Genomic DNA, 19,725 nt, shown 5'->3' with positions numbered 1-19,725 from the left:
GACACGGGCCGTGCATCGAGCAGAGGAACCACCGCCATGACCTCCACCTCGGACACCTCGCACTCGCAGGCCTCCCGGGCCCCGCAGACCTCGGAAACCCTGGAGCAGCAGCCCTGGGAACCCGCCCTGTCGGTCCGCCAGGTACTCACCCTGGAGCGGGTGCTCGCCGGACAGCCCGAGGTGGTGGCCGGCGCGCACCGGCTCGACCGGCCCGTGCGCTGGGTGCACGTCGCCGAGGCGGCCGACGTCGGAGTGATGCTCAGCGGCGGCGAGATGGTGCTCACCACCGGTGTGCTGCTCGCCGGGGACGAGGACAAGCAGGGCGAGTACGTCCGCTCCCTGCACCGCGCGGAGGCCGCGGCCGTCGTACTCGGCCTCGGGCGGGCCTTCCCCACCCCGCCGGACGTGATGCGCCGGGCGGCCGAGCGGTGCGGACTCCCCATGGTCGTGCTGCACCGGCCCTTCCCCTTCGCCGAACTGACCGAGGAGGTGCAGTCCCGGCTGCTGCGGCGCAAGTTCGCCGCCGTCAGCCTCTCCGAGGCCGTACGCACCGAACTGACCGGCCTGATCACCGCGGGCGCCCCGGTGCAACGCCTGCTCGACGAGGTGGCCCGGCACGGCGGCTGCCCGGTCGTCGTCACCAACCTCGCCCACCGCGTCCTCGCCACGGCGGGGGAACGGCCCGCGGTCGACGACGTGCTCCGGGACTGGGAGCGCATCGCCCGCCAGGCCGGCGCCGGGGCGGCCGACGGCTGGATCCGCGCCGAGCTGAGCTGCCGCGGGCAGCGCTGGGGGCGGCTGGTGCTGTGCGGCTACCGCGGTGACCGGGCGGCGGGGCGGCTGCTCGCCGACCGCGCCGCGGAGGCCCTCGTCCTGCACCGCATGCTCGGCGGCGACGGAACACCCGCCGGGGGCTCGGCGAGTCGAGGCAACTCCTGGGACGCCTGGGAGGCACAGTCCGCTCGGAGCCTGCTCACCGACCTGGCCAGCGGCGCCGTACCCGCGCGGCAACTGCTGCCCCGGGCGCGCGCCGCCGGACTGCCGGTCAACCGGCGCGTCTTCGTCCCGCTGGTCGTCCGCGACCGGGAGCCCGCCCGGCCTGCCCGCGTGCTGCGGCTGCTGGGCCTGCCCGGAATCGTCGCGGAACTCGCCGACGGCACCAGCACCGTCCTGCTCAGCCTCGCCCCCGACCAGGACGCCAGGGCCCTGACCGCCCACTTCGCGGCCCGGCTGCGGTCGGAGCCGGAGTCCGCCCACGCCGTGGTGGCGGCGGCCGACGCCCGCGCCGCCTGGGACGACGTGCCCGCCGGCCTGCGCGAGGCCCGGCACGTCGCCGAGGCCGTGGCCGACTCCGCGGGTGCCTTCGACCCGCCGCCCGTGGTCCGCCTGCGCGACATCCACCTGCGCGGACTGGTCCGGCTGCTGCGCGACGACCCGCACGTGCAGTCCTTCGCCGAGCGGGAACTGGACGGACTGCTGCGCGGCCCCGACGAGGACCTGCTGCCCGTGCTGCGCACCTACCTCGCCACCGGCCGCAACAAGTCCCGCACCGCCCGGCTCCACCACGTCTCCCGGCCCGCCCTCTACCGTCGCCTGGAGGCCATACAGGGCCGCCTCGGCGTGGACCTCGACGACTTCGAGCAGGCCGCCTCCGTACACATCGCGCTCCTCGCCCACGACGCACAACAGGGGTGACACCGTGCAATGCCCGACCCCCGCAGACGTGACACCGTGCCACTCACCACGGCCACCCGCCCTTCCTAAGCTCACAGGACACCGAGCGAGTGGAGGCCGAAGATGAGCCGAGTGATCCGTGCCGCGCTCTTCCAGACCGCCTGGACGGGCGACAGGGAATCGATGATCCAGGTCCACGAGCAGGCGGTCCGCGACGCCGCCGCCCAGGGGGCACAGGTCCTGTGCTTCCAGGAGCTGTTCTACGGGCCGTACTTCTGCCAGGTCCAGGACCCCGCGTTCTACGCCTACGCCGAGCGCGTTCCCGACGGCCCGATCGTCGGGCGCTTCCAGCGGCTCGCCCGCGAGCACGGCATCGTCCTGGTGCTCCCGATGTACGAGGAGGAGCAGCCCGGCGTCCTCTACAACACCGCCGCCGTCATCGACGCCGACGGCTCCTACCTCGGCAAGTACCGCAAGACGCACATCCCGCAGGTGCGCGGCTTCTGGGAGAAGTTCTACTTCCGCCCCGGCAACTCCGGCTGGCCGGTCTTCGACACCGCCGTCGGCAAGGTCGGCGTCTACATCTGCTACGACCGGCACTTCCCGGAGGGCTGGCGGGCGCTGGGCCTCCAGGGCGCGGAGGTCGTCTTCAACCCGTCGGCCACCTCACGCGGCCTGTCCGGCTACCTGTGGCAGCTCGAGCAGCCGGCGGCGGCCGTCGCCAACGAGTACTTCGTCGGCGCCATCAACCGGGTCGGCGTCGAGGAGTACGGCGACAACGACTTCTACGGCACCTCGTACTTCGTCGACCCGGAGGCGCGGTTCGTCGGCGAGGTGGCGAGCGACAAGGAGAGCGAACTCGTCGTCCGTGATCTGGACATGGGCAAACTGCGCGAGGTCCGCGACCGCTGGCAGTTCTACCGCGACCGGGCTCCGGGCGCGTACGCCCCGCTGACCGCGCCCTGACCGCGCCCTGAGCGAGCGGGGACCCTGACAGGAGGGAACAGCAGCATGAGCAGCCGTACCGTCATCCGCGGTGGCCTCGTCGTCACCGCGTCCGACGAGATCCACGCCGACGTCCTGATCGAGGACGGCCGCATCGCCGCCCTCGCCGCGTCGGGCACCCCGGCCGCCGAGGCCCTCACGGCCGAGAGGGTGATCGACGCGAGCGGCAAGTACGTCATCCCGGGCGGCGTCGACGGCCACACGCACATGGAGATGCCCTTCGGCGGCACCTACGCCGCCGACACCTTCGAGACCGGCACCCGGGCCGCCGCCTGGGGCGGCACGACCACCATCGTCGACTTCGCCATCCAGAGCGTCGGGCACTCCCTGCGCTCGGGCCTGGACGCCTGGCACGCCAAGGCCGAGGGCAACTGCGCGATCGACTACGCCTTCCACATGATCGTCTCCGACGTCGACCAGAAGGCGCTCAAGGAGATGGACCTGCTGGTGGAGGAGGGTGTCACCTCCTTCAAGCAGTTCATGGCCTACCCCGGCGTCTTCTACTCCGACGACGGCCAGATCCTGCGCGCCATGCAGCGCGCCGCCGGCAACGGCGGCCTGATCATGATGCACGCCGAGAACGGCATCGCGATCGACGTCCTCGTCGAGCAGGCCCTCGCCCGCGGCGAGACCGACCCGCGCTACCACGGCGAGGTCCGCAAGGCCCTCCTGGAGGCGGAGGCGACCCACCGCGCGATCAAGCTCGCCCAGGTGGCCGGAGCGCCCCTGTACGTCGTGCACGTCTCCGCGACGGAGGCGGTCGCGGAGCTGACCCGGGCCCGCGACGAGGGACTGAACGTCTTCGGCGAGACCTGCCCGCAGTACCTGTTCCTGTCCACCGACAACCTCGCCGAGCCGGACTTCGAGGGCGCCAAGTACGTGTGCAGCACCCCGCTGCGGCCGCGCGAGCACCAGGCGGCGCTGTGGCGGGGCCTGCGGACCAACGACCTCCAGGTGGTGTCGACCGACCACTGCCCCTTCTGCTTCAGCGGCCAGAAGGAGCTGGGACGCGGTGACTTCTCCAAGATCCCCAACGGTATGCCGGGCGTCGAGAACCGCATGGACCTGCTCCACCAGGCCGTCGTCGACGGGCACATCAGCCGCCGCCGCTGGATCGAGATCGCCTGCGCCACCCCGGCCCGCATGTTCGGCCTGTACCCGAAGAAGGGCACCATCGCGCCCGGCGCCGACGCCGACGTGGTCGTCTACGACCCGCACGCCGAACAGGTCATCTCCGTCGAGACCCACCACATGAACGTCGACTACTCGGCGTACGAGGGCCGGCGGATCACCGGCCGGGTGGAGACCGTGCTCTCGCGCGGCGTTCCGGTCGTCACCGAGCGGGAGTACACCGGGCGCAAGGGCCACGGCGTCTACACCCCGCGCGCCACCTGCCAGTACCTGAACTAGGAGCCGCGCCCATGGACTTCGGACTCGTCCTGCAGACCGACCCGCCGGCCTCCCGCGTCGTCGACCTGATGAAACGGGCGGAACGCAACGGCTTCCGCTACGGCTGGACCTTCGACTCCTGCGTCCTGTGGCAGGAGCCGTTCGTGATCTACAGCCAGATCCTGGCCAACACCACGGAGCTGAAGGTCGGCCCGATGGTCACCAACCCGGGCACCCGCACCTGGGAGGTGACCGCCTCCACCTTCGCCACCCTCAACGACATGTTCGGCAACCGCACCGTCTGCGGCATCGGCCGCGGCGACTCCGCGATGCGCGTCGCCGGCCGCAAGCCCAACACCCTGGCCCGCATCAGCGAGGCCATGAAGGTCATCCGGGCGCTGGGCCGGGGAGAGGAGGCCGACCTCGGCGGCGGCACCGTCGTCCGGTTCCCCTGGATCAAAGCGGGCGCGGAACTCCCCGTGTGGATGGCGGCGTACGGTCCCAAGGCGCTGAAGATGACCGGCGAGGAGGCCGACGGCTTCATCCTCCAGCTCGCCGACCCCTACCTGACCGAGTACATGGTCAAGGCCGTCAGGGACGCCGCCGTCGCCGCCGGACGCGACCCGTCCGAGGTGACGATCTGCGTCGCCGCCCCGGCCTACGTCACCGCCGACGACTCGCCCGAGGCGCTCGCCCACGCGCGCGAGCAGTGCCGCTGGTTCGGCGGCATGGTCGGCAACCACGTGGCCGACCTGGTCGAGAAGTACGGTGCCCACTCCGGCGCCGTACCCGACGAACTCACCGACTACATCAAGGCCCGCCACGGCTACGACTACGCCCACCACGGACGCAGCGGCAACCCGGACACCCGGTTCGTGCCGGACGAGATCGTCGACCGGTTCTGCCTGATCGGGCCGGCCGGGAAGCACATCGAGAAGCTGGGCGCCCTGCGCGCCCTCGGCGTCGACCAGTTCGCGCTCTACGACATGCACGACGCGCAGGAGACCGTGATCGACGCCTACGGCACGGAGATCATCCCGGCCGTCAACGCCTGACCCCTCCCTCTTCCCCTCCCGGGGAAGCCCCTGCCTCTTCCCTCCCGGGGGAAGAGGGCGCAGGGCGCACCCGCGCACCCCCCTCGGCACCGCCCGCACGGCCTCTCCCGTCCCACCGCACGATTGGCCTGCCCATGACCGACACCGCGCCCACGGCGATACCGCCGTCCGCCCAAGTCACCCTCCCCGACGGGCGCGTGGAGCTCGCCCCGGGCTCCCCGCCGCCGAGCGGCCCCTACGCCAACGAGGACCTGCTGCCCGTCCCCGTCGGGGGGCGCACCTGGACCACGTACAACTTCTCCGCCCTGTGGGTCGGCATGGCCCACAACACGGCCTCCTGGACGCTGGCCTCCGGTCTGATCGCCGTCGGCATGGACTGGAAGCAGGCGGTGTTCACCATCGCCCTGGCCAACGTGATCGTGCTCCTGCCGATGCTGCTCACCGGGCACGCGGGACCCAAGTACGGCATCCCCTTCCCGGTGTTCGCCCGTGCCTCCTTCGGCATCCGCGGCGCCAACCTGCCCGCCGTGGTGCGGGCGCTGGTGGCGTGCGGCTGGTTCGGCATCCAGACCTGGATCGGCGGCGAGGCGATCTACTTCCTGGCCGGCAAGCTGATCGGCGGCGGCTGGACGAACGCGGCGACGTTCGGCGGCCACGCCTGGACGATGTGGCTGTCGTTCGCGATCTTCTGGGCGATCCAGGTCGCCATCATCTACCGGGGCATGGAGACGATCCGCCGCTTCGAGAACTGGGCGGCACCCTTCGTGCTGGTGGGCGCGTTCGTGATGCTGTGGTGGATGGCCGACAAGGCGGGCGGCTTCGGCCCGCTCTTCGACCAGCCGTCGCGGCTCGGCTGGGGCGGTGACTTCTGGAAGCTCTTCTGGCCCTCTCTCATGGGCATGATCGGCTTCTGGTCCACCCTGTCCCTCAACATCCCGGACTTCACCCGCTACGGGAAGAGCCAGAAGGCGCAGACCCGCGGCCAGGCCCTCGGCCTGCCGACCACCATGACGCTCTTCGCCTTCCTGTCCGTGATGGTCACCTCCGGCTCGCAGGCGGTGTACGGGGAGGCCATCTGGGACCCGGTGAAACTCGCCGCGAAGACGGACAACGTGGTCGGACTGCTCTTCGCCCTCGTCACCGTCCTGGTGGCGACCCTGTCCGTGAACATCGCGGCCAACCTGGTCTCACCGGCCTTCGACTTCTCCAACGTCGCGCCCCGCAAGGTGAGTTTCCGGGCCGGCGCGCTCATCACCTGCGTCCTCGCCGTGCTGATCTTCCCGTGGAAGCTGTACTCCGACCCGCAGGGCTACATCTTCACCTGGCTCGGCCTGGTGGGCGGGCTGCTCGGCACCGTCGCCGGCATCCTCATCGCGGACTACTGGATCCTGCGCCGGGCCCGCCTCGACCTCGTCGACTTGTACCGCACGGGCGGTCGCTACTGGTACGACGGCGGCTGGAACTGGCGGGCGGTCGTCGCCTTCCTCGCCGGCGGCGTCCTGGCCATCGGGGGCGCGGACTTCCACCCGCTGGTCGACGGCCGCCCCGTGCCGTTCCTGGAGCCGCTGGCCGACTACGGCTGGGCGGTGGGCCTCGGCACCTCCATGGTGCTGTACCTGGCGCTGATGCTGCTGCCCGCCACCCGGCCCCGTACGGAGGCCGGCCCGGCTCAGCCCTGACCGCCCTCCAAGGCGGCCACCGCTTCCTTGGCCGCCTTGATGGCACCCTTGTTGACCGTCTCCGTACTCGGCGCCTTCTTCGACTCGAAGTCACTGCCGTTGTACGTGATCATCACCAGGGCGTTGGACGCGCGGACCAGCACCGTGCCCTCGCGTGTCTGCTGCTCGTCCTCGGTGGTGAGGTTCACGACGGAGTAGGCCGCGTCGCCCAGCCCCGGGACCTCGCCACCACCGCTGCGGTCGGCGACCCGCTCCTTGTACGACTTCAGTGCCGCCTCGTCCGACTCCATCACCTCGTAGGAGACGTCGAGCCACCGGTAGTCGTACCCCTTGAGCGCGTTCCAGGAGCAGGTGCGGCGCACCTCGGTGTCCGTCGACGGGATCTCCTTGCCGGCGGCCTTGGCACCCGGCACCAGCGAGGTGACCGTCTTGCCGGCCAGGCTCTCGCAGGGCGCCGGGGCGGCGGCGTACGTCTTCGTCACCGCCTCGGTCGCCGGTGCGGAGGCCGACCGGTTCGTGGTGTCGGGCGGCGTCCTGTCCTCGGCGGCCGGTGTCGTGTCAGGACCGGACGACAGCGCCCAGCCCGCCGTGGCGAGGACGGCGACCGGCGCCAGACGCGCGGTCAGGGCGAGCGGCAGAGGAAGAGAACGCACGGCGCACTTCTCGTGGGGGACGGTGCGGAGGAGGTCCGCACTGCGGACGGGACGCCAGTGTCACACGAGTCCCCGTGGGGCGGAAGGGCGAACTCGGTGCGTGCCCGCACGGTGACGCAGACGAACGGGAGCGCCCGGTCCGGGCCGGGGGCCGTCCTGACCGGACGGCCGTTCACCAGCCACACGCCGTCCCGCATCCGCCCCCCCGGTGCCGGGGCCGGCGATCAGGGACTCGCGCGTCAGCGCCCAGGCGGGGGCGACGAGTGCGGGCGCCGAGGAGAGGACCACGAACGGGGCGGGCCCCTGGATACCGAAGTTCCGTGCCGCCTGCGCGTAGACCTCGGCGACGCGGCCGGTGGCCGCCTCGGGCGGCGGCGGCTCGGTGCGACGGAAGGGTGTGGGCATGGACAGCAGCGTGCGCCGCCGGGGTGCCCGTGGTCGTCGTACGACCGGATGCGGTGGGCGCTGCGCCGCCGAGGCCCGGTCCGCACGGCCCCTACTTCGCCGGGAGTAGTCCGCATGCCGTCCACAGGGCCGACGCGACGGTCGGCGTGGCCGTCTATCGTGCGGGTATGAGTGGGCGTCAGGCCGGTCGCGGAAGGCTCGCCGACGTGATCCTCGCGGTCGCGGTCGGTGCGCTCGGCATGACCGTCGCCGCCTTCGACGACGGCACCACGGCCCTCGACCACGCGCTCGTCGCCCTCGCCTCGGCGGCGCTCGCCTTCCACCGTGCCGCCCCGCGCGCGGTGCTGGCCGTCGCCACCGTGCTCGGCACGGCCCACGTCGTACACGCCCACCCGGGGCCGCTCTCCGCGCTGCCCGTCCTGGCGGCCGTGCACACCGCGGCCCGGGTCGGCCACCGGGGCGTCGCGGCGGCCGGCGGCGCGGTGTTCCTGGCGGGCTACGTGGCGACCGGACCAGGGACGCAGGACGTGGCCGAGCGGGCCGGACTGCTCGCCGGCTGGTTCCTGTGCGCGGTGGTGACCGGGCTCGCCGACCGGAACTGGCAGGCGTACCTGCGCCAGACCGAACAGCGTGCCCTGGAGGCGGAGCGCACCCGGGAGGAGGCCGCGCTGCGCCGCGCCGGTGAGGAACGCCTGCGCATCGCCCGGGAGTTGCACGACTCGCTCACGCACAGCATCTCCATCGTCAAGCTGCAGGCCGGCGTCGCCGTCCACCTGGCGCGCAAACGGGGCGAGGAGGTGCCGACGGCGCTGCTCGCCATCCAGGAGGCCAGTGGCGAGGCGATGCGCGAGCTGCGCTCCGCCCTGCAGGTGCTGCGCGCCGACGAACCGACCGGCACTCCGGCGCTGCTGGTGGAGCGGGCCCGCGCGGCCGGGCTGGCCGTCGACCTGATGGTCACCGGCGACGAGCGCCCCCTGCCGCAGGCCGTCGACCGGGCGGCCTACCGCATCGTCCAGGAGGCCCTCACCAACGCGGCGCGGCACGCGGGACCGGCGAAGGTGGCGGTCCGGATCGACTACGGCACGGGTGGCAGGGGGGAGCTGACGATAGACGTGGACGACGACGGAGCCGCCGACCCGGCCCGCCCGCCGGTGCCGGGCACCGGCCTGACCGGCATGCGCGAACGCGTGACGGCTCTCGGCGGCACCCTGGGCGCCGCCCCGCGCGCGGAGGGCGGCTTCTCGGTGCGGGCCCGGCTGCCGCTGGGGGAGACGGTATGAGCGAGGTCGTGCGGGTGGCGCTCGTCGACGACCAGGCGCTGATGCGCGCCGGCTTCCGCGCCCTCCTCGACGCCGAGGACGGCATCGAGGTGGTCGGCGAGGCCGCCGACGGCGAGCAGGGCGTGGCACTGGTGCGGGACCGGGTGCCCGATGTGGCGCTGGTCGATGTGCAGATGCCCGTGATGTCCGGCATCGAGGCGACCCGCCGCATCGTCGCCGACCCGGCCCTCGCCACCGTCCGCGTGGTCATCCTCACCAACTACGGACTGGACGAGTACGTCTTCGAGGCCCTGCGGGCGGGAGCGAGCGGTTTCCTGCTGAAGGACACCGAACCGGCCGACCTGCTCCAGGCCATCGAGGTGGTGGCGCGCGGTGAGGCCCTGCTCTCCCCGTCGGTCACCCGCACTCTGATCGGCGAGTTCGTCTCCCGGCCCCCGGACTGGGCCACCGCCCCGGGCCTGGATCGCCTCACCCGCCGCGAACGCGAGGTCACCGCGCTCGCCGCCCGCGGCCTGAGCAACGAGGAGATCGCCGCGCACATGGTGATCAGCCCGCTGACCGCCAAGACGCACATCAGCCGGGCGATGACCAAGCTGGGCGCCCGCGACCGGGCCCAACTCGTCGTGTTCGCCTACGAGTCGGGCCTGGTTCAGGCACGGCACCGTTAGGCACCCGGGCCGTCCGGTCGGCGGAGCGCAGGCGCGGCACCGTCAGGGGACTCGCGCCGTCCAGTGGTCGGAGCCGAACTTGCTGCGGGCCAGCTCCCGCGCCCGCGCCAGCTCCTCGTCGGTCACCTTCCCCCGGGCGAGCCCGTACCGGCCGCCGAACGACTCGATCATCCGCTCGATGACGGCCTCCCGCGCCAGGCCGGTCTGCCGGCGCAGCGGGTCCACCCGCTTCCCCGCGCTCTTGACGCCCTTGTCGGACATCTTCTCCCGCCCGATGCGCAGCACTTCCAGCATCTTGCCGGCGTCGATGTCGTACGACATGGTCACGTGGTGCAGCACGGCGCCGGGACCGCCGCCCGGCCCCACGACGCGCTTCTGGGCGGCGCCCGCGATCTTGCCCTGGTCGGTGGTGATGTCGTTGAGCGGCTGGTACCAGGCGCGGACGCCCATCTCGCCGAGCGCGCCGAGCACCCAGTCGTCGAGGTAGGCGTAGCTGTCCTGGAAGGAGAGCCCCTGCACCAGTGCCTCCGGCACGGACAGCGAGTAGGTGATCGTGTTGCCGGGCTCGACGAACATGGCGCCGCCGCCGGAGATCCGGCGCACCACCTCGATGCCGTGGCGGGCGGCGCCCTCGGCGTCCACCTCGTTGCGCAGCGACTGGAAACTGCCGATGATCACCGCCGGGGCGCCCCACTCCCACACCCGCAGCGTCGGCGGACGCCGGCCGGCGGCGACCTCGGCCGTCAGCACCTCGTCCAGCGCCATGTGCAGGGCCGGCGGCTGCGGACCCTCGTGGACGAGCTGCCAGTCGTAGTCGGTCCAGTCCGTGGCGTGGGCGAGGGCCCGGCGCACGGCGATGCCGACCCCCTCCGAGGTCAGCCCGTACATCACGGTCCCCTCGGGCAGTGCCGCGTCGATCCGGGCGGCGAGTCCGGCCGCGTCGGTGTCCGCCGGGGCGCCCTCCAGCGCGCGGTTCACGGCGTCCAGCGCCTCGTCCGGTTCCAGGAAGAAGTCGCCCGCCACGCGCACGTGCCGCAGCACACCGCCCTCGGCCTCCACGTCCACGACGACCAGCTTGCCGCCGGGGATCTTGTATTCACCGTGCACCGATCCGCCTCCGTTCCCGCACACGAGGGGCAACAGCGGAGGTGATCAGGCTGTTCCCGGGGCCCGGATTCGCCGGCCCGGCTCACTCGGAAGAACCAGTTGCGCGGCGGGCACGGGCACGCCGCGCTCGCCCCGGGGTCCGCTGCGCGATGCTGATCGGGCCCGTGCGCCGGACCCGCCCGGAATGGCACGTCCCCCCACGGGGTACGCGGCGGGCTCGACTGCCGAGGGAAGGACGTGGAGCGGATGAGCGGGACCACGGCGGCGCTCTCCCTGCTCGGCGTGGCGGCGATCGCGGTGCTCGGGGTATACGGCGCGGCCCGGGCGATGCGCCTGGCTTCACAACCGGTGGCGGCCGCGCCGTTCGGCTCCGGGTGGGAGCCGGCGGAGCACGCGGTGAGCCGGTTCCACGTGCGCTGGTACACGGTGACGATGCTGTTCCTGGCCTTCGACATGGAGATGGTCTTCATGTACCCGTGGACGCGCGTCATCTCCGCCGTGGGCGTCGGCGCGGTGATCGAGATGTTCGTCTTCCTCGCGGTGCTGCTCGCCGGGGTCGTCCACGCGTGGCGGGAGGGTGCGCTGCGATGGACGTGACCCGACGGCTCCTGCGCGCCGTCGCCGCCCGGCCGCGCGTGCTGCTGGTCACCCTGCCGGGCGGGACGGCGGTGCGGCTGGCCGCCGAACGACACCTGCGGCTGCGGGACTGGCCCGTGGCCGCCACCCCCGCCGAGGCCGATCTCCTCGTCGTCGCCGGCCCCGACCGCCCGGAGACCCGGCCACCCCTGACCCGGCTCTGGCGCGACATGGCGGCCCCCCGCGCCCGCGTGCACGCGCCCACCGTCGACGACGTGGAGAGGGCGCTGAACGACGGCCGGACCCGGCTCGGTTCACCCACCGACGCCGACGCCGACGCCGGGCACCCGGAGCGCGCCGGACGCGAGGAGCACGGCGGCCGGAACCAGGCGCTCGGCGGCGGGCACGACGCGCACGGCGCCCACGGCGTCGACCACGGCGACGGCGGAGGCGGCCACGGCGACGGCGGAGGCGGCCACGGCGACGACGGGATGGAGATGCCGGGCGGGCTGCCCATGGCCGAGCGGGGTGAGGACCGTGACGGCCTCACGCTGGACCGACTGCACGTGCCGCTGGGGCCGTTCCTCGTCGACTGGCCTTCCGGTTTGACGGTACGCCTGGTGCTGCAGGGCGACGTGATCCAGCAGGCGGACCTGGCGGAGCCCACCGGCCACGCCGGCGAGGCGCCCGCGCCGTTCTGGGCGGAGCCGTGGCTGCGCGCCGAGGCCGGGGAGGCGGTGACGGTGGGGGAGGCGGCGCGGCGGCGGTCGGCCGCGCACCTGGACAGCCTGGGCCGGCTGCTCGCGGTGGCGGGCCTGCCCGCCGAGGCGGTGGCGGCCCGGCGGCTGCGCGACGACCTGCTCGCCGGCGCCGCCACCGCGGCGTACGCACCCGGGCTGGCGCGCTTCGCGCACCGGGTCGGCAGGTCGCGGACGCTGGCCTGGCTGACCCGCGGGATCGGCGGGCTGGACACCGAGGAGGCCCGGGAGGCCGGGGTGAGCGGCCCGGCGGCCCGGGCCGGCGGCGACGTGACCGACCGCTACCGGCAGTGGCTCACCGACCTGCTCGGTGACGTAGGGCGTCTGGACGAACCGGCTCTTCTCGAACCGGATGTCCAGGAGAGCCCCCGCGGTCACTGGAGGACCGGACACCCTCCGTCGGCCGCGCTGGTCGCGCTTCTTCCCCGGCTGCTGACCGGTACCGAACTGGCGGCGGCCCGCCTCGTCGTGGCCGGTCTCGACCCGGACCTCGACGAACTCGCCGCCCGCCGAAGGGAGGTGCCGGTACGTGCTTGAGACCGGCGCGTGGTGGACCGTACTGGCCGCGCCCGCGCTGCTCCTCGCCCTCGCGGTGCTCGCCGTGGCCGGCCACGCGGTGCTGGACGCGCGCGGCGCCGGACGGCCTATCACCCTGTCCGCCGCGGTACGGCCGTTGCTCGACGTGCCCCGCGCCCTGCTCGCACAGCCCCGGCGGCTGCCCGCGTCCGACCGGCTGCTGTGGCGGGCGGGCGTCGTCACGGTGCCGGGGGCCGCGGTGCTGTCCACGCTGGTGATCCCGTTCGGGAACGTGGCGGTCGCCGATCCCTCGGTCGGGCTGGTGTGGTTCAACGCCATGGAGGTGCTGACCTGGGCGGGGCTGTGGCTGGCCGGCTGGGGCCCGAACGCGGCCCTGTCCCTGGTCGGCGGCTACCGGTTCCTCGCCCAGGGCCTGGCCTACGAACTGCCGCTGATGTTCGCGCTCATCTCCACCGCCACCGGCGCCCAGTCGTTGCGGGTCGGCGACATCGCCGCCGCCCAGCACGGCCTGTGGTACGCGGTGTGGATGCCGGTCGCCTTCCTCGTCTACCTGGCCGGGGTCCTCGCCTTCAGTTTCCTGGGGCCGTTCGCCTACCCGGCCGGCCGCGACATCGCGGGCGGCGTGCTGAGCGAGGCCTCCGGAGCGGACCGGCTGCTGCTGCGGGCCGGGCGGTGGCTGTGGCTGGCCGCGGGCGCCGCGATGGCCGTGCCGCTGTTCCTCGGCGGGGGCGCCGGGCCGTGGCTGCCGGCGTGGGCCTGGTCGCTGGTCAAGACGCTGCTGGTACTGGCCGCACTGGTGGTGGTCCTGCGGCGGTTGCCGGTACTGCGGGCCGACCGGTACGTGGAGCTGGCCTGGGTGGTGCTCGTTCCGCTGACCATCGCGCAGACGTTGGTGCCGGCCGTGGTGGTCCTGAACCGATAACCGAACAGGAGAGGAGGGATCGTGCCGTGCCAACGGACCTGGGGACGACGGACACCGTCGTGCTGGTGGTGCTCGGCGTGCTCGCCCTGACCGGCGGCGTCCTGGTCTTCACCCTGGACTCGATGGCCCGGGTCACCTTCGCGCTGCTGGCCTGCCTGGTGTGCGTGGGCGGTGTGGTGACCGTGCTGGGGCTGCCGTACCTCGGCGTGGTGATCGTGCTGATGATGGTCATGGAGATGGTGATCATGGCCGTGTTCATGATCGCGTACATGATGAACCCGGCCGGGCTGATGCCGATGTCGATGCTGCACAACAAGCGCGGCTCGCTGGTCGTCAGCGGCGCCGTCTTCGCCGCTCTCGTCACGGGGATCTTCCTGGCGCCGTGGCCCGAACGCGCACCGGCCAGGCCCGCGGACACCACCTTCCAGGTGGCCATGTCACTGATGGGCGATCAGATGCTGACGATGGTCACGCTGGGCTTCGTCCTGCTGGCCACCATGGTCGGCGCCACCGTACTCGCCACCCACCGGGGGCGCTACGACCGCTTCGGCGACGACCTGGACCGGCGGCCCGCCGACGACCCGGCCGGCGGAGGGGTGGGCCGGTGACGTTCGAACTGATCCTGGTCCTGGCCGCGGGGCTCTTCTGCACCGGCCTGTTCGGCGCGCTGTCCCAGCAGTCCATCGTCATGATCATGATGGGCATCGAGCTGATGATCGGCGGAATCATCGTCGCCGCGGCAGGTTTCTGGCACTTCCTCGCCCCCTCCTCGGCGAGCGGGCAGGTGGTCGTCGTGGCCGCGGTGGTGGCGATGGCGGTCGAGATGGCCATGGGCTTCGCCGTCACCACCGCCCTCTACCGCGCCCGCCAGGCCGACATGACCGACATGGCGGAGGAGTTGAAGGGATGAGCGCGCTGCTCTGGCTGCTCGTCGCCCTTCCGCTCGGCGCCGGTACGGCCCTCGCGCTGGCCGGCGCCCGCGTCGACCGGCCGGCTCCCGCGCTCGGCGGGGCGGTGGCCGTGGCCACACTCGGCCTGGCCGCCGCCGTCGCCGTGGCCCGGCCGGAGACCGGCGCACCGCTGTTCGCCGGGATGCGCGCGGGACTGGCGGTGGACGGCCTGTCCGCGGTGCTGGTGGTCACCGTCGCCGCCGTCACGACCGCGGTACTCGTCTTCGCGGCGGGCGAGTTCGGCAGGGACGAGAACCGCGGCCGGTTCTTCGGGCTGATGCTCGTCTTCGCCGGGGCCATGCTGGTCACCGTCACGGCCACCACCCTGCCGCTGCTCCTGATGGCCTGGGAGGTGATGGGCGCCGCCAGTTGGGCGCTCATCGGCCACTGGTGGCGGCAGCCCGAGCGGGTGCGGGCGGCCGACGTCGCGTTCCTGACCACCCGCACCGCCGACCTGGGGCTGTACCTCGCGGCCGGCGCCGCTCTGGCCGGCGGAGCCGGCTCACTGAGCCTGGACGCCCTGCCGCACACCTCCGGGCCCTCGCTGCACCTGGTCACCGCCGGAGCGGTGACCGCCGCGCTGGGCAAGTCGGCCCAACTGCCCTTCTCCTTCTGGCTGTCGCGGGCCATGCAGGGCCCCAGTCCGGTCTCGGCGCTGCTGCACTCGGCGACGATGGTGGCCGCCGGCGCCTACCTGCTGCTGCGCCTGAACCCGCTGCTGGCCGCCACCGGTTGGGCCGGCCCGCTCGTCGCCTGGACCGGCGCCGTCACCGCCCTCGCTCTGGGCGTCGTCGCCGTCGCCCAGAGCGACCTCAAGCAGTTGCTGGCGGCCTCCACCTCCGCGCAGATCGGTTTCATGGTCACCGCCGCCGGCACCGGCGGCATCGCCGCGGGCACCGCGCAACTCGTCGCGCACGCCGCCACCAAGTCGGCTCTCTTCCTCGCCGCCGGGGCCTGGCTGACGGCGCTGGGCACCAAGCGACTGCCTGCCCTGCGCGGGGCCGCCCGCCGGTACCGGCTGGTCGGCGGTGCCTTCGTCGTCGGTGCGCTGACGCTCGCGGGCCTGCCACCGCTGTCCCTGTGGGCGGCCAAGGACGAGGTCCTCGCGTCCGCCCGCGCCGACAGCACCGGCCTGTACGCCGTGGGACTGGCGGCCGCGGCCGTGGCGGCCGTCTACAGCGTCAAGGCCGTCTGGTACGTCACCCGGCCCTTGCCCGAGAAGGTGCGGACGGGCCCCGAGGGCGTGCGGACGGGCCCTGGGGGCGTGCGGTCCCGTGCCGGGAACGGGCGGACGGGCCTCGAGGGTGTGCGGTCCCGTGCCGGGAACGGGCGGACGGGCCTCGAGGACGGGCGAGCCGGTCCCGGGAACGGGCGGACGGGCCCCGAGGACGGGCGGTCCGGCGTCGAAAGTGTGCGGACGGGCCCCGAGGGCGTGCGGTCCGGCGCCGAGAACGTGCGGTCCCGCCCCGAGGACGCGCCGACCGGCTACGACACCGAGCGGCGCGGCACCCGGCGCACCGCCCGGACGACCCCCGCTCCGCTCCTCGTCCTCACCCTCGCGGCAGCCGGACTGGGCGTGCTGGCCCTGCCCGGTCCCGCGGCCTGGCTGAAGCGACTGGTCGGCGCCCCGGACGAACCGTCCCCCCAGCCGTGGGAGCTGGGCCTCTCCGCCGGTGTCGTGTTCGCCGCCGCCGCCCTGGCGTGGTGGCGGTCCGGGCGCCCGGCACCCGCACCGCACGCCGCCCTGCGAGGGGCGCGCGGCTGGCTGTGTCTGGAGCGGGCCGCGCGAGCCCTCGTGGTCCGTCCCGTACTCGGTCTGGCGCGGGCGCTGGCCCGCTTCGACGACCGGGTCGTGGACGGCGCGGTACGCCAGGTGGCCCGGGGCGGCACGGCGGCCGCCGGGCTCGCCCGCCGCCTGGACGACGGCGCCGTCGACGGCGCCGTCCGCGCGGTCGCCGCGGGCGCCCGGAACCTGGGCCGCCAAGCGCGCCGGCCGCAGACCGGACTGCTGCACCAGTACTACGCCCAGGCGGCCGTCGGCTTCGCCGTGCTCGTCCTGATCATCCTGTTGGTGAGGTAACCCCTGTGCTGAGCGTCGTCACCTTCCTGCCGCTGCTGGTGTGCGTGGTCCTGCTGCTCCTGCCGCGCTCTCTCCCCGACCGGGCGTGGGTCCGGATCTGGATCGCCACCGCCGCCGCGGACCTCGCCCTGGTCATCGGGCTGTGGGCGGGTTTCGACACCGGCGGCGGGATGCAGTACGAGCAGCGGGCGCGCTGGATCCCCAGCGCCGGGGTCGGCTACCACGTGGGTGTCGACGGACTGTCCCTCCCCCTGGTCGCCCTGACCTGTCTGCTCTTCCTGGCCGTCGCCGGGTACTCACTGCGCGAGTCCCGGCGGGTGCGCTCCTACGTCTGCCTCTTCCTCTTCCTGCAGACCGTCGCCATCGGCCTGTTCGTCGCGCTCGACCTGATCCTGTTCTTCGTCTTCTTCGACCTGTCGATCGTCGGCATGTTCTTCGTCATCGCGGGCTGGGGCCACGGTGAACGCGCCCGTGCGGCGGCGGTGAAGTTCTTCCTCTACACCTTCGTCGGCTCCCTCGCCCTGCTGCTCGGCTTCATCGGCCTGTACCTGGCCGCCGACCCGCACACCTTCGACATCACCGACCTCGCGCGTGCCGACCCGCTGGCGGGCCGGGGCCCGTACGCCGGTCTCGTACTGCTGGCCGTCGGCGTCGGCCTGGCGGTCAAGACGCCGACCGTGCCGTTCCACACCTGGCTGCCGCCCGCCCACACCGACGCCCCGGCCGCCGGCTCGGCGATCCTGGCCGGGGTCCTGCTGAAGATGGGCACCTACGGGTTCGTCCGCATCGCCATGCCCCTGCTGCCGGGGAGCTGGCGCCGGTACGCCCTGGCCATCGTCGTCGTCGGCGCCGTCTCCGTCGTGTACGGCGCGCTGGTCGCCCTGGCACAGACCGACTTCAAGCGCATGATCGCCTACACGTCGGTGAACCACATGGGCTACGTCGTGCTGGCCGTCGGCGCGGCCGGCACGCTGGCCGGCACCGACACGCAGGCCCGCGCGCTGGCGGTGACCGGCGCGGTCACCCAGATGGTCAGCCACGGCCTGATCACGGGCGCCCTGTTCCTGCTCAGCGGCGTGCTGTACGACCGCGGGCGGACGTACGCGATGGACGCCTACTCCGGTCTGGCCGCCCACGCTCCCCGCTTCGCGGCGGTCACGGCCGTGGCCGCGTTCGCCAGTCTCGGCATCCCCGGCTTCTCCGGCTTCATCGCCGAGTTCCAGATCTTCACGGGTGCCCTGGCCTCGCGGACGGTGGCCACCGCCATCGCCCTGACCGGCATCCTCATCACCGCCGCCCTGTTCCTGACCGCGCTGCGGCGCATGTTCCTCGGCGTCCCGCGCCTGCCGGGGAGCGTCCCGGCCGGCGGCATCGCGGACCTCGACCGCCACGAGGCGCTGCCCGTCGTCGCCCTGCTGGCGGCCGCGCTGGTGATCGGCGTCCTGCCCCGCTGGCTCCTGGACGTCATCGAACCGGCGGGCCGCACCCTGACCGGGCTGGTGGCACGGTGAACGAGAACCTCACCGCGCTCCTTCCCGAAATCGCCCTGCTCGGCGCCGCCGTCGTCGGCCTGCTCGCCGGCTCCTGGCTGCCCCGCCGCCGCCAGTGGATCGTCGCCGTCGTGGCGGCCGCCGCCTGCGTGGCCGGCCTGGTGGCCACCGCCGTCACCATGCTCACCGGCCGCGAACAGACCGTCTTCGCCCACGCGTTCGCCGTCGACACCGCGACCGACGCCGGCCGTCTCATCGTCCTGGGCACCCTGCTGCTGGTCATCGGCATGTCCGTGGACACCGTACGGGGCCACAAGCGGGAGACGGAGTACTGGGTGCTGCTGTGCCTGACCGGCGCGGGCACCCTCGCCCTGCTCGGCGCGAACGACCTGCTGATGCTGTTCGCCGCCTACCTGCTGGCGAGCATCCCCGCCTACGCGCTGACCGCTTTCGCCAAAGACTCCCGGGGCACCGAAGCCGCCCTGAAGTACTACCTGATGGGCGCCCTTCTCGGCACCACGATGCTGGCCGGCGCCGCCGTCCTCTACGGGGTGGGCGGCGCCACCCTCTACCGGGAACTGCGCACCACGCTCCCCGCCGCACCGTACGGGCCGGTCGCCGTCGGCCTCGTCTGCGTGCTGGCCGGGGTGCTGTTCAAGGCGGGCGCCGTGCCCGCACACTTCTGGGTGCCCGACGTCACCGAGGGCGCGCCGCCACCCGTCGCCGCCTACGTCACCACCCTGCCGAAGGCCGGCGCTCTCGTCGCCGGCTACCGCCTGCTCACCCAGGTCCTGCCGGGCAGCGACGTCAACTGGCCGCTGCTGACGGCCGTCCTCGCCGCGGTCACCATGACGCTGGGGAACCTGGCCGCGTTCCTCCAGACCTCCGTGACACGCCTGCTCGCCTACTCCGCCATCAGCCAGGTCGGATACCTCCTCATGGCCCTGGCCGTCGCCGACCGCAGCGACCTCGCCCTGAAGAGCCTGCTGTTCTACCTGGCCGCCTACGCCGCCACCAACCTCGGCGCCTTCGCCGTCGTCGGCGCGCTCCCGGGCGCCCGCTCCCTGGACGACTACCGCGGCCTGGCCCGCCGCCGTCCCGGTCTCGCCGCCGTCCTCGTCGTCTGTCTGCTCGGCCTGGTCGGTACTCCGCCCACCGGCGTCTTCCTCGGCAAACTGGAGATCTTCGGCGCCGCCGTCGACGGCGGTTGCGCCTGGCTCGCCGCACTCGCCGTCGCCAACACCGTCGCCTCCCTCTTCTACTACCTGCGCTGGCTGGTGCCCCTCTTCTTCCCCACCGGCGGCCCCGCGCCCGCCACCGCCCACGCCGTGCCGGGCCGCTGGGCGGCGGCCACCGCGTACACCGCCGGCACGGCCTCCGTCACCCTGGGCGTGGCCGGAGGGGCCGTACTGCCCGCCATGACGGGGACGCTGCTGTCCTGACCGCCGGCCCTCCCGCCGGCCCTGTTCCGCAACCGCTCGGCAGGAGTTGCCCGCA

17 protein-coding genes and 1 pseudogene are annotated in these 19,725 nt (G+C 73.4%); 15 read left to right on the top strand and 3 right to left on the bottom strand.

Annotation, left to right across the window (positions count from 1 at the left end; genetic code table 11):
• The first annotated feature begins 36 nt into the window (after window positions 1-36).
• The 5 genes from B1H29_RS06995 to B1H29_RS06975 all read left to right on the top strand — a co-directional run bounded on the left by B1H29_RS06995 (window position 37) and on the right by B1H29_RS06975 (window position 6,802).
• Window positions 37-1,695 carry a PucR family transcriptional regulator gene (locus tag B1H29_RS06995; RefSeq protein WP_055419410.1) on the top strand — a complete coding sequence of 553 codons (1,659 nt, stop codon included), beginning with the start codon at window positions 37-39 and terminating at the stop codon, window positions 1,693-1,695.
• 102 nt (window positions 1,696-1,797) lie between these two features.
• Window positions 1,798-2,640: a nitrilase-related carbon-nitrogen hydrolase gene (locus B1H29_RS06990; RefSeq protein WP_055419409.1), complete on the top strand. Its 843-nt coding sequence runs from the start codon at window positions 1,798-1,800 to the stop codon at window positions 2,638-2,640.
• Window positions 2,641-2,685: 45 nt separating this feature from the next.
• Window positions 2,686-4,089: a dihydropyrimidinase gene (gene hydA, locus B1H29_RS06985; RefSeq protein WP_055419408.1), complete on the top strand. Its 1,404-nt coding sequence runs from the start codon at window positions 2,686-2,688 to the stop codon at window positions 4,087-4,089.
• An 11-nt stretch (window positions 4,090-4,100) separates the two neighbouring features.
• Window positions 4,101-5,123 (top strand): TIGR03842 family LLM class F420-dependent oxidoreductase, encoded by a 1,023-nt coding sequence (locus B1H29_RS06980; RefSeq protein ID WP_055419407.1) that lies wholly within the window; start codon window positions 4,101-4,103, stop codon window positions 5,121-5,123.
• A gap of 134 nt (window positions 5,124-5,257) precedes the next feature.
• Window positions 5,258-6,802 carry an NCS1 family nucleobase:cation symporter-1 gene (locus B1H29_RS06975; RefSeq protein WP_055419406.1) on the top strand — a complete coding sequence of 515 codons (1,545 nt, stop codon included), beginning with the start codon at window positions 5,258-5,260 and terminating at the stop codon, window positions 6,800-6,802.
• Here B1H29_RS06975 and B1H29_RS06970 read toward each other — a convergent pair.
• Together B1H29_RS06970 and B1H29_RS06965 are read right to left on the bottom strand one after the other, a co-directional pair.
• Window positions 6,793-7,455, bottom strand: a complete 663-nt coding sequence (locus tag B1H29_RS06970; RefSeq protein WP_055419405.1) for a hypothetical protein — start codon at window positions 7,453-7,455, stop codon at window positions 6,793-6,795. The two genes, B1H29_RS06975 and B1H29_RS06970, sit on opposite strands and share 10 nt — an antisense overlap.
• Before the next feature lie 210 nt (window positions 7,456-7,665).
• Window positions 7,666-7,860, bottom strand: a pseudogene (locus B1H29_RS06965) (carboxymuconolactone decarboxylase family protein); the annotation flags it as partial.
• A 167-nt stretch (window positions 7,861-8,027) separates the two neighbouring features.
• Here B1H29_RS06965 and B1H29_RS06960 point away from each other — a divergent pair.
• Both B1H29_RS06960 and B1H29_RS06955 read left to right on the top strand, forming a co-directional pair.
• Window positions 8,028-9,140, top strand: a complete 1,113-nt coding sequence (locus B1H29_RS06960) for a sensor histidine kinase (protein WP_055419404.1) — start codon at window positions 8,028-8,030, stop codon at window positions 9,138-9,140.
• Complete coding sequence (locus B1H29_RS06955; protein WP_055419403.1) at window positions 9,137-9,808, top strand: response regulator; 672 nt, start codon at window positions 9,137-9,139, stop codon at window positions 9,806-9,808. The genes B1H29_RS06960 and B1H29_RS06955 overlap by 4 nt, the downstream gene beginning before the upstream one ends.
• Before the next feature lie 42 nt (window positions 9,809-9,850).
• On the opposite strand, the gene B1H29_RS06950 is transcribed toward B1H29_RS06955, so the two are convergent.
• On the bottom strand, window positions 9,851-10,915 hold the full coding sequence (locus B1H29_RS06950; protein ID WP_055419402.1) for a lipoate--protein ligase family protein: 1,065 nt from the start codon (window positions 10,913-10,915) through the stop codon (window positions 9,851-9,853).
• 246 nt (window positions 10,916-11,161) lie between these two features.
• Between B1H29_RS06950 and B1H29_RS06945 the strand changes: the two genes are divergently transcribed.
• Genes B1H29_RS06945 through B1H29_RS06910 form a run of 8 tightly spaced genes read left to right on the top strand, consistent with a single transcriptional unit; the run spans window position 11,162 to window position 19,670 of the window.
• The gene (locus tag B1H29_RS06945) at window positions 11,162-11,512 is read left to right on the top strand and encodes an NADH-quinone oxidoreductase subunit A (protein WP_055419401.1); all 351 of its coding nucleotides are present in this window, start codon (window positions 11,162-11,164) and stop codon (window positions 11,510-11,512) included.
• The gene (locus tag B1H29_RS37995) at window positions 11,503-12,786 is read left to right on the top strand and encodes a hypothetical protein (RefSeq protein ID WP_055419400.1); all 1,284 of its coding nucleotides are present in this window, start codon (window positions 11,503-11,505) and stop codon (window positions 12,784-12,786) included. The genes B1H29_RS06945 and B1H29_RS37995 overlap by 10 nt, the downstream gene beginning before the upstream one ends.
• Window positions 12,779-13,708, top strand: coding sequence for a complex I subunit 1 family protein (locus B1H29_RS06935; RefSeq protein ID WP_055419399.1), 930 nt, complete (start codon window positions 12,779-12,781; stop codon window positions 13,706-13,708). Before B1H29_RS37995 ends, B1H29_RS06935 begins: the two co-directional genes overlap by 8 nt.
• Window positions 13,709-13,746: 38 nt before the next feature.
• The gene (locus B1H29_RS06930; protein WP_055419940.1) at window positions 13,747-14,316 is read left to right on the top strand and encodes an NADH-quinone oxidoreductase subunit J; all 570 of its coding nucleotides are present in this window, start codon (window positions 13,747-13,749) and stop codon (window positions 14,314-14,316) included.
• The gene (locus tag B1H29_RS06925; protein ID WP_055419398.1) at window positions 14,313-14,618 is read left to right on the top strand and encodes an NADH-quinone oxidoreductase subunit NuoK; all 306 of its coding nucleotides are present in this window, start codon (window positions 14,313-14,315) and stop codon (window positions 14,616-14,618) included. The genes B1H29_RS06930 and B1H29_RS06925 overlap by 4 nt, the downstream gene beginning before the upstream one ends.
• Window positions 14,615-16,738, top strand: a complete 2,124-nt coding sequence (locus B1H29_RS06920; RefSeq protein WP_055419397.1) for a proton-conducting transporter membrane subunit — start codon at window positions 14,615-14,617, stop codon at window positions 16,736-16,738. The genes B1H29_RS06925 and B1H29_RS06920 overlap by 4 nt, the downstream gene beginning before the upstream one ends.
• Window positions 16,739-16,743: 5 nt before the next feature.
• Entirely contained in the window at window positions 16,744-18,249 is a 1,506-nt protein-coding gene (locus B1H29_RS06915; protein WP_055419396.1) for a complex I subunit 4 family protein, read from the top strand.
• Window positions 18,246-19,670: an NADH-quinone oxidoreductase subunit N gene (locus B1H29_RS06910; RefSeq protein ID WP_055419395.1), complete on the top strand. Its 1,425-nt coding sequence runs from the start codon at window positions 18,246-18,248 to the stop codon at window positions 19,668-19,670. Before B1H29_RS06915 ends, B1H29_RS06910 begins: the two co-directional genes overlap by 4 nt.
• The last annotated feature ends 55 nt before the right edge of the window (window positions 19,671-19,725 follow it).

This window comes from Streptomyces pactum (assembly GCF_002005225.1).
In the GTDB taxonomy this organism is placed as follows: domain Bacteria; phylum Actinomycetota; class Actinomycetes; order Streptomycetales; family Streptomycetaceae; genus Streptomyces; species Streptomyces pactum_A.
This window is presented reverse-complemented; position numbering and strand designations above follow the sequence as displayed.

Coding starts and splice junctions, on each gene's coding strand:
- B1H29_RS06945 (WP_055419401.1), top strand. CDS start 11,162: ATGAGCGGGACCACGGCGGCGCTCTCCCTGCTCGGCGTGGCGGCGATC.
- B1H29_RS06960 (WP_055419404.1), top strand. CDS start 8,028: ATGAGTGGGCGTCAGGCCGGTCGCGGAAGGCTCGCCGACGTGATCCTC.
- B1H29_RS06980 (WP_055419407.1), top strand. CDS start 4,101: ATGGACTTCGGACTCGTCCTGCAGACCGACCCGCCGGCCTCCCGCGTC.
- B1H29_RS06920 (WP_055419397.1), top strand. CDS start 14,615: ATGAGCGCGCTGCTCTGGCTGCTCGTCGCCCTTCCGCTCGGCGCCGGT.
- B1H29_RS37995 (WP_055419400.1), top strand. CDS start 11,503: ATGGACGTGACCCGACGGCTCCTGCGCGCCGTCGCCGCCCGGCCGCGC.
- B1H29_RS06995 (WP_055419410.1), top strand. CDS start 37: ATGACCTCCACCTCGGACACCTCGCACTCGCAGGCCTCCCGGGCCCCG.
- hydA (WP_055419408.1), top strand. CDS start 2,686: ATGAGCAGCCGTACCGTCATCCGCGGTGGCCTCGTCGTCACCGCGTCC.
- B1H29_RS06975 (WP_055419406.1), top strand. CDS start 5,258: ATGACCGACACCGCGCCCACGGCGATACCGCCGTCCGCCCAAGTCACC.
- B1H29_RS06955 (WP_055419403.1), top strand. CDS start 9,137: ATGAGCGAGGTCGTGCGGGTGGCGCTCGTCGACGACCAGGCGCTGATG.
- B1H29_RS06990 (WP_055419409.1), top strand. CDS start 1,798: ATGAGCCGAGTGATCCGTGCCGCGCTCTTCCAGACCGCCTGGACGGGC.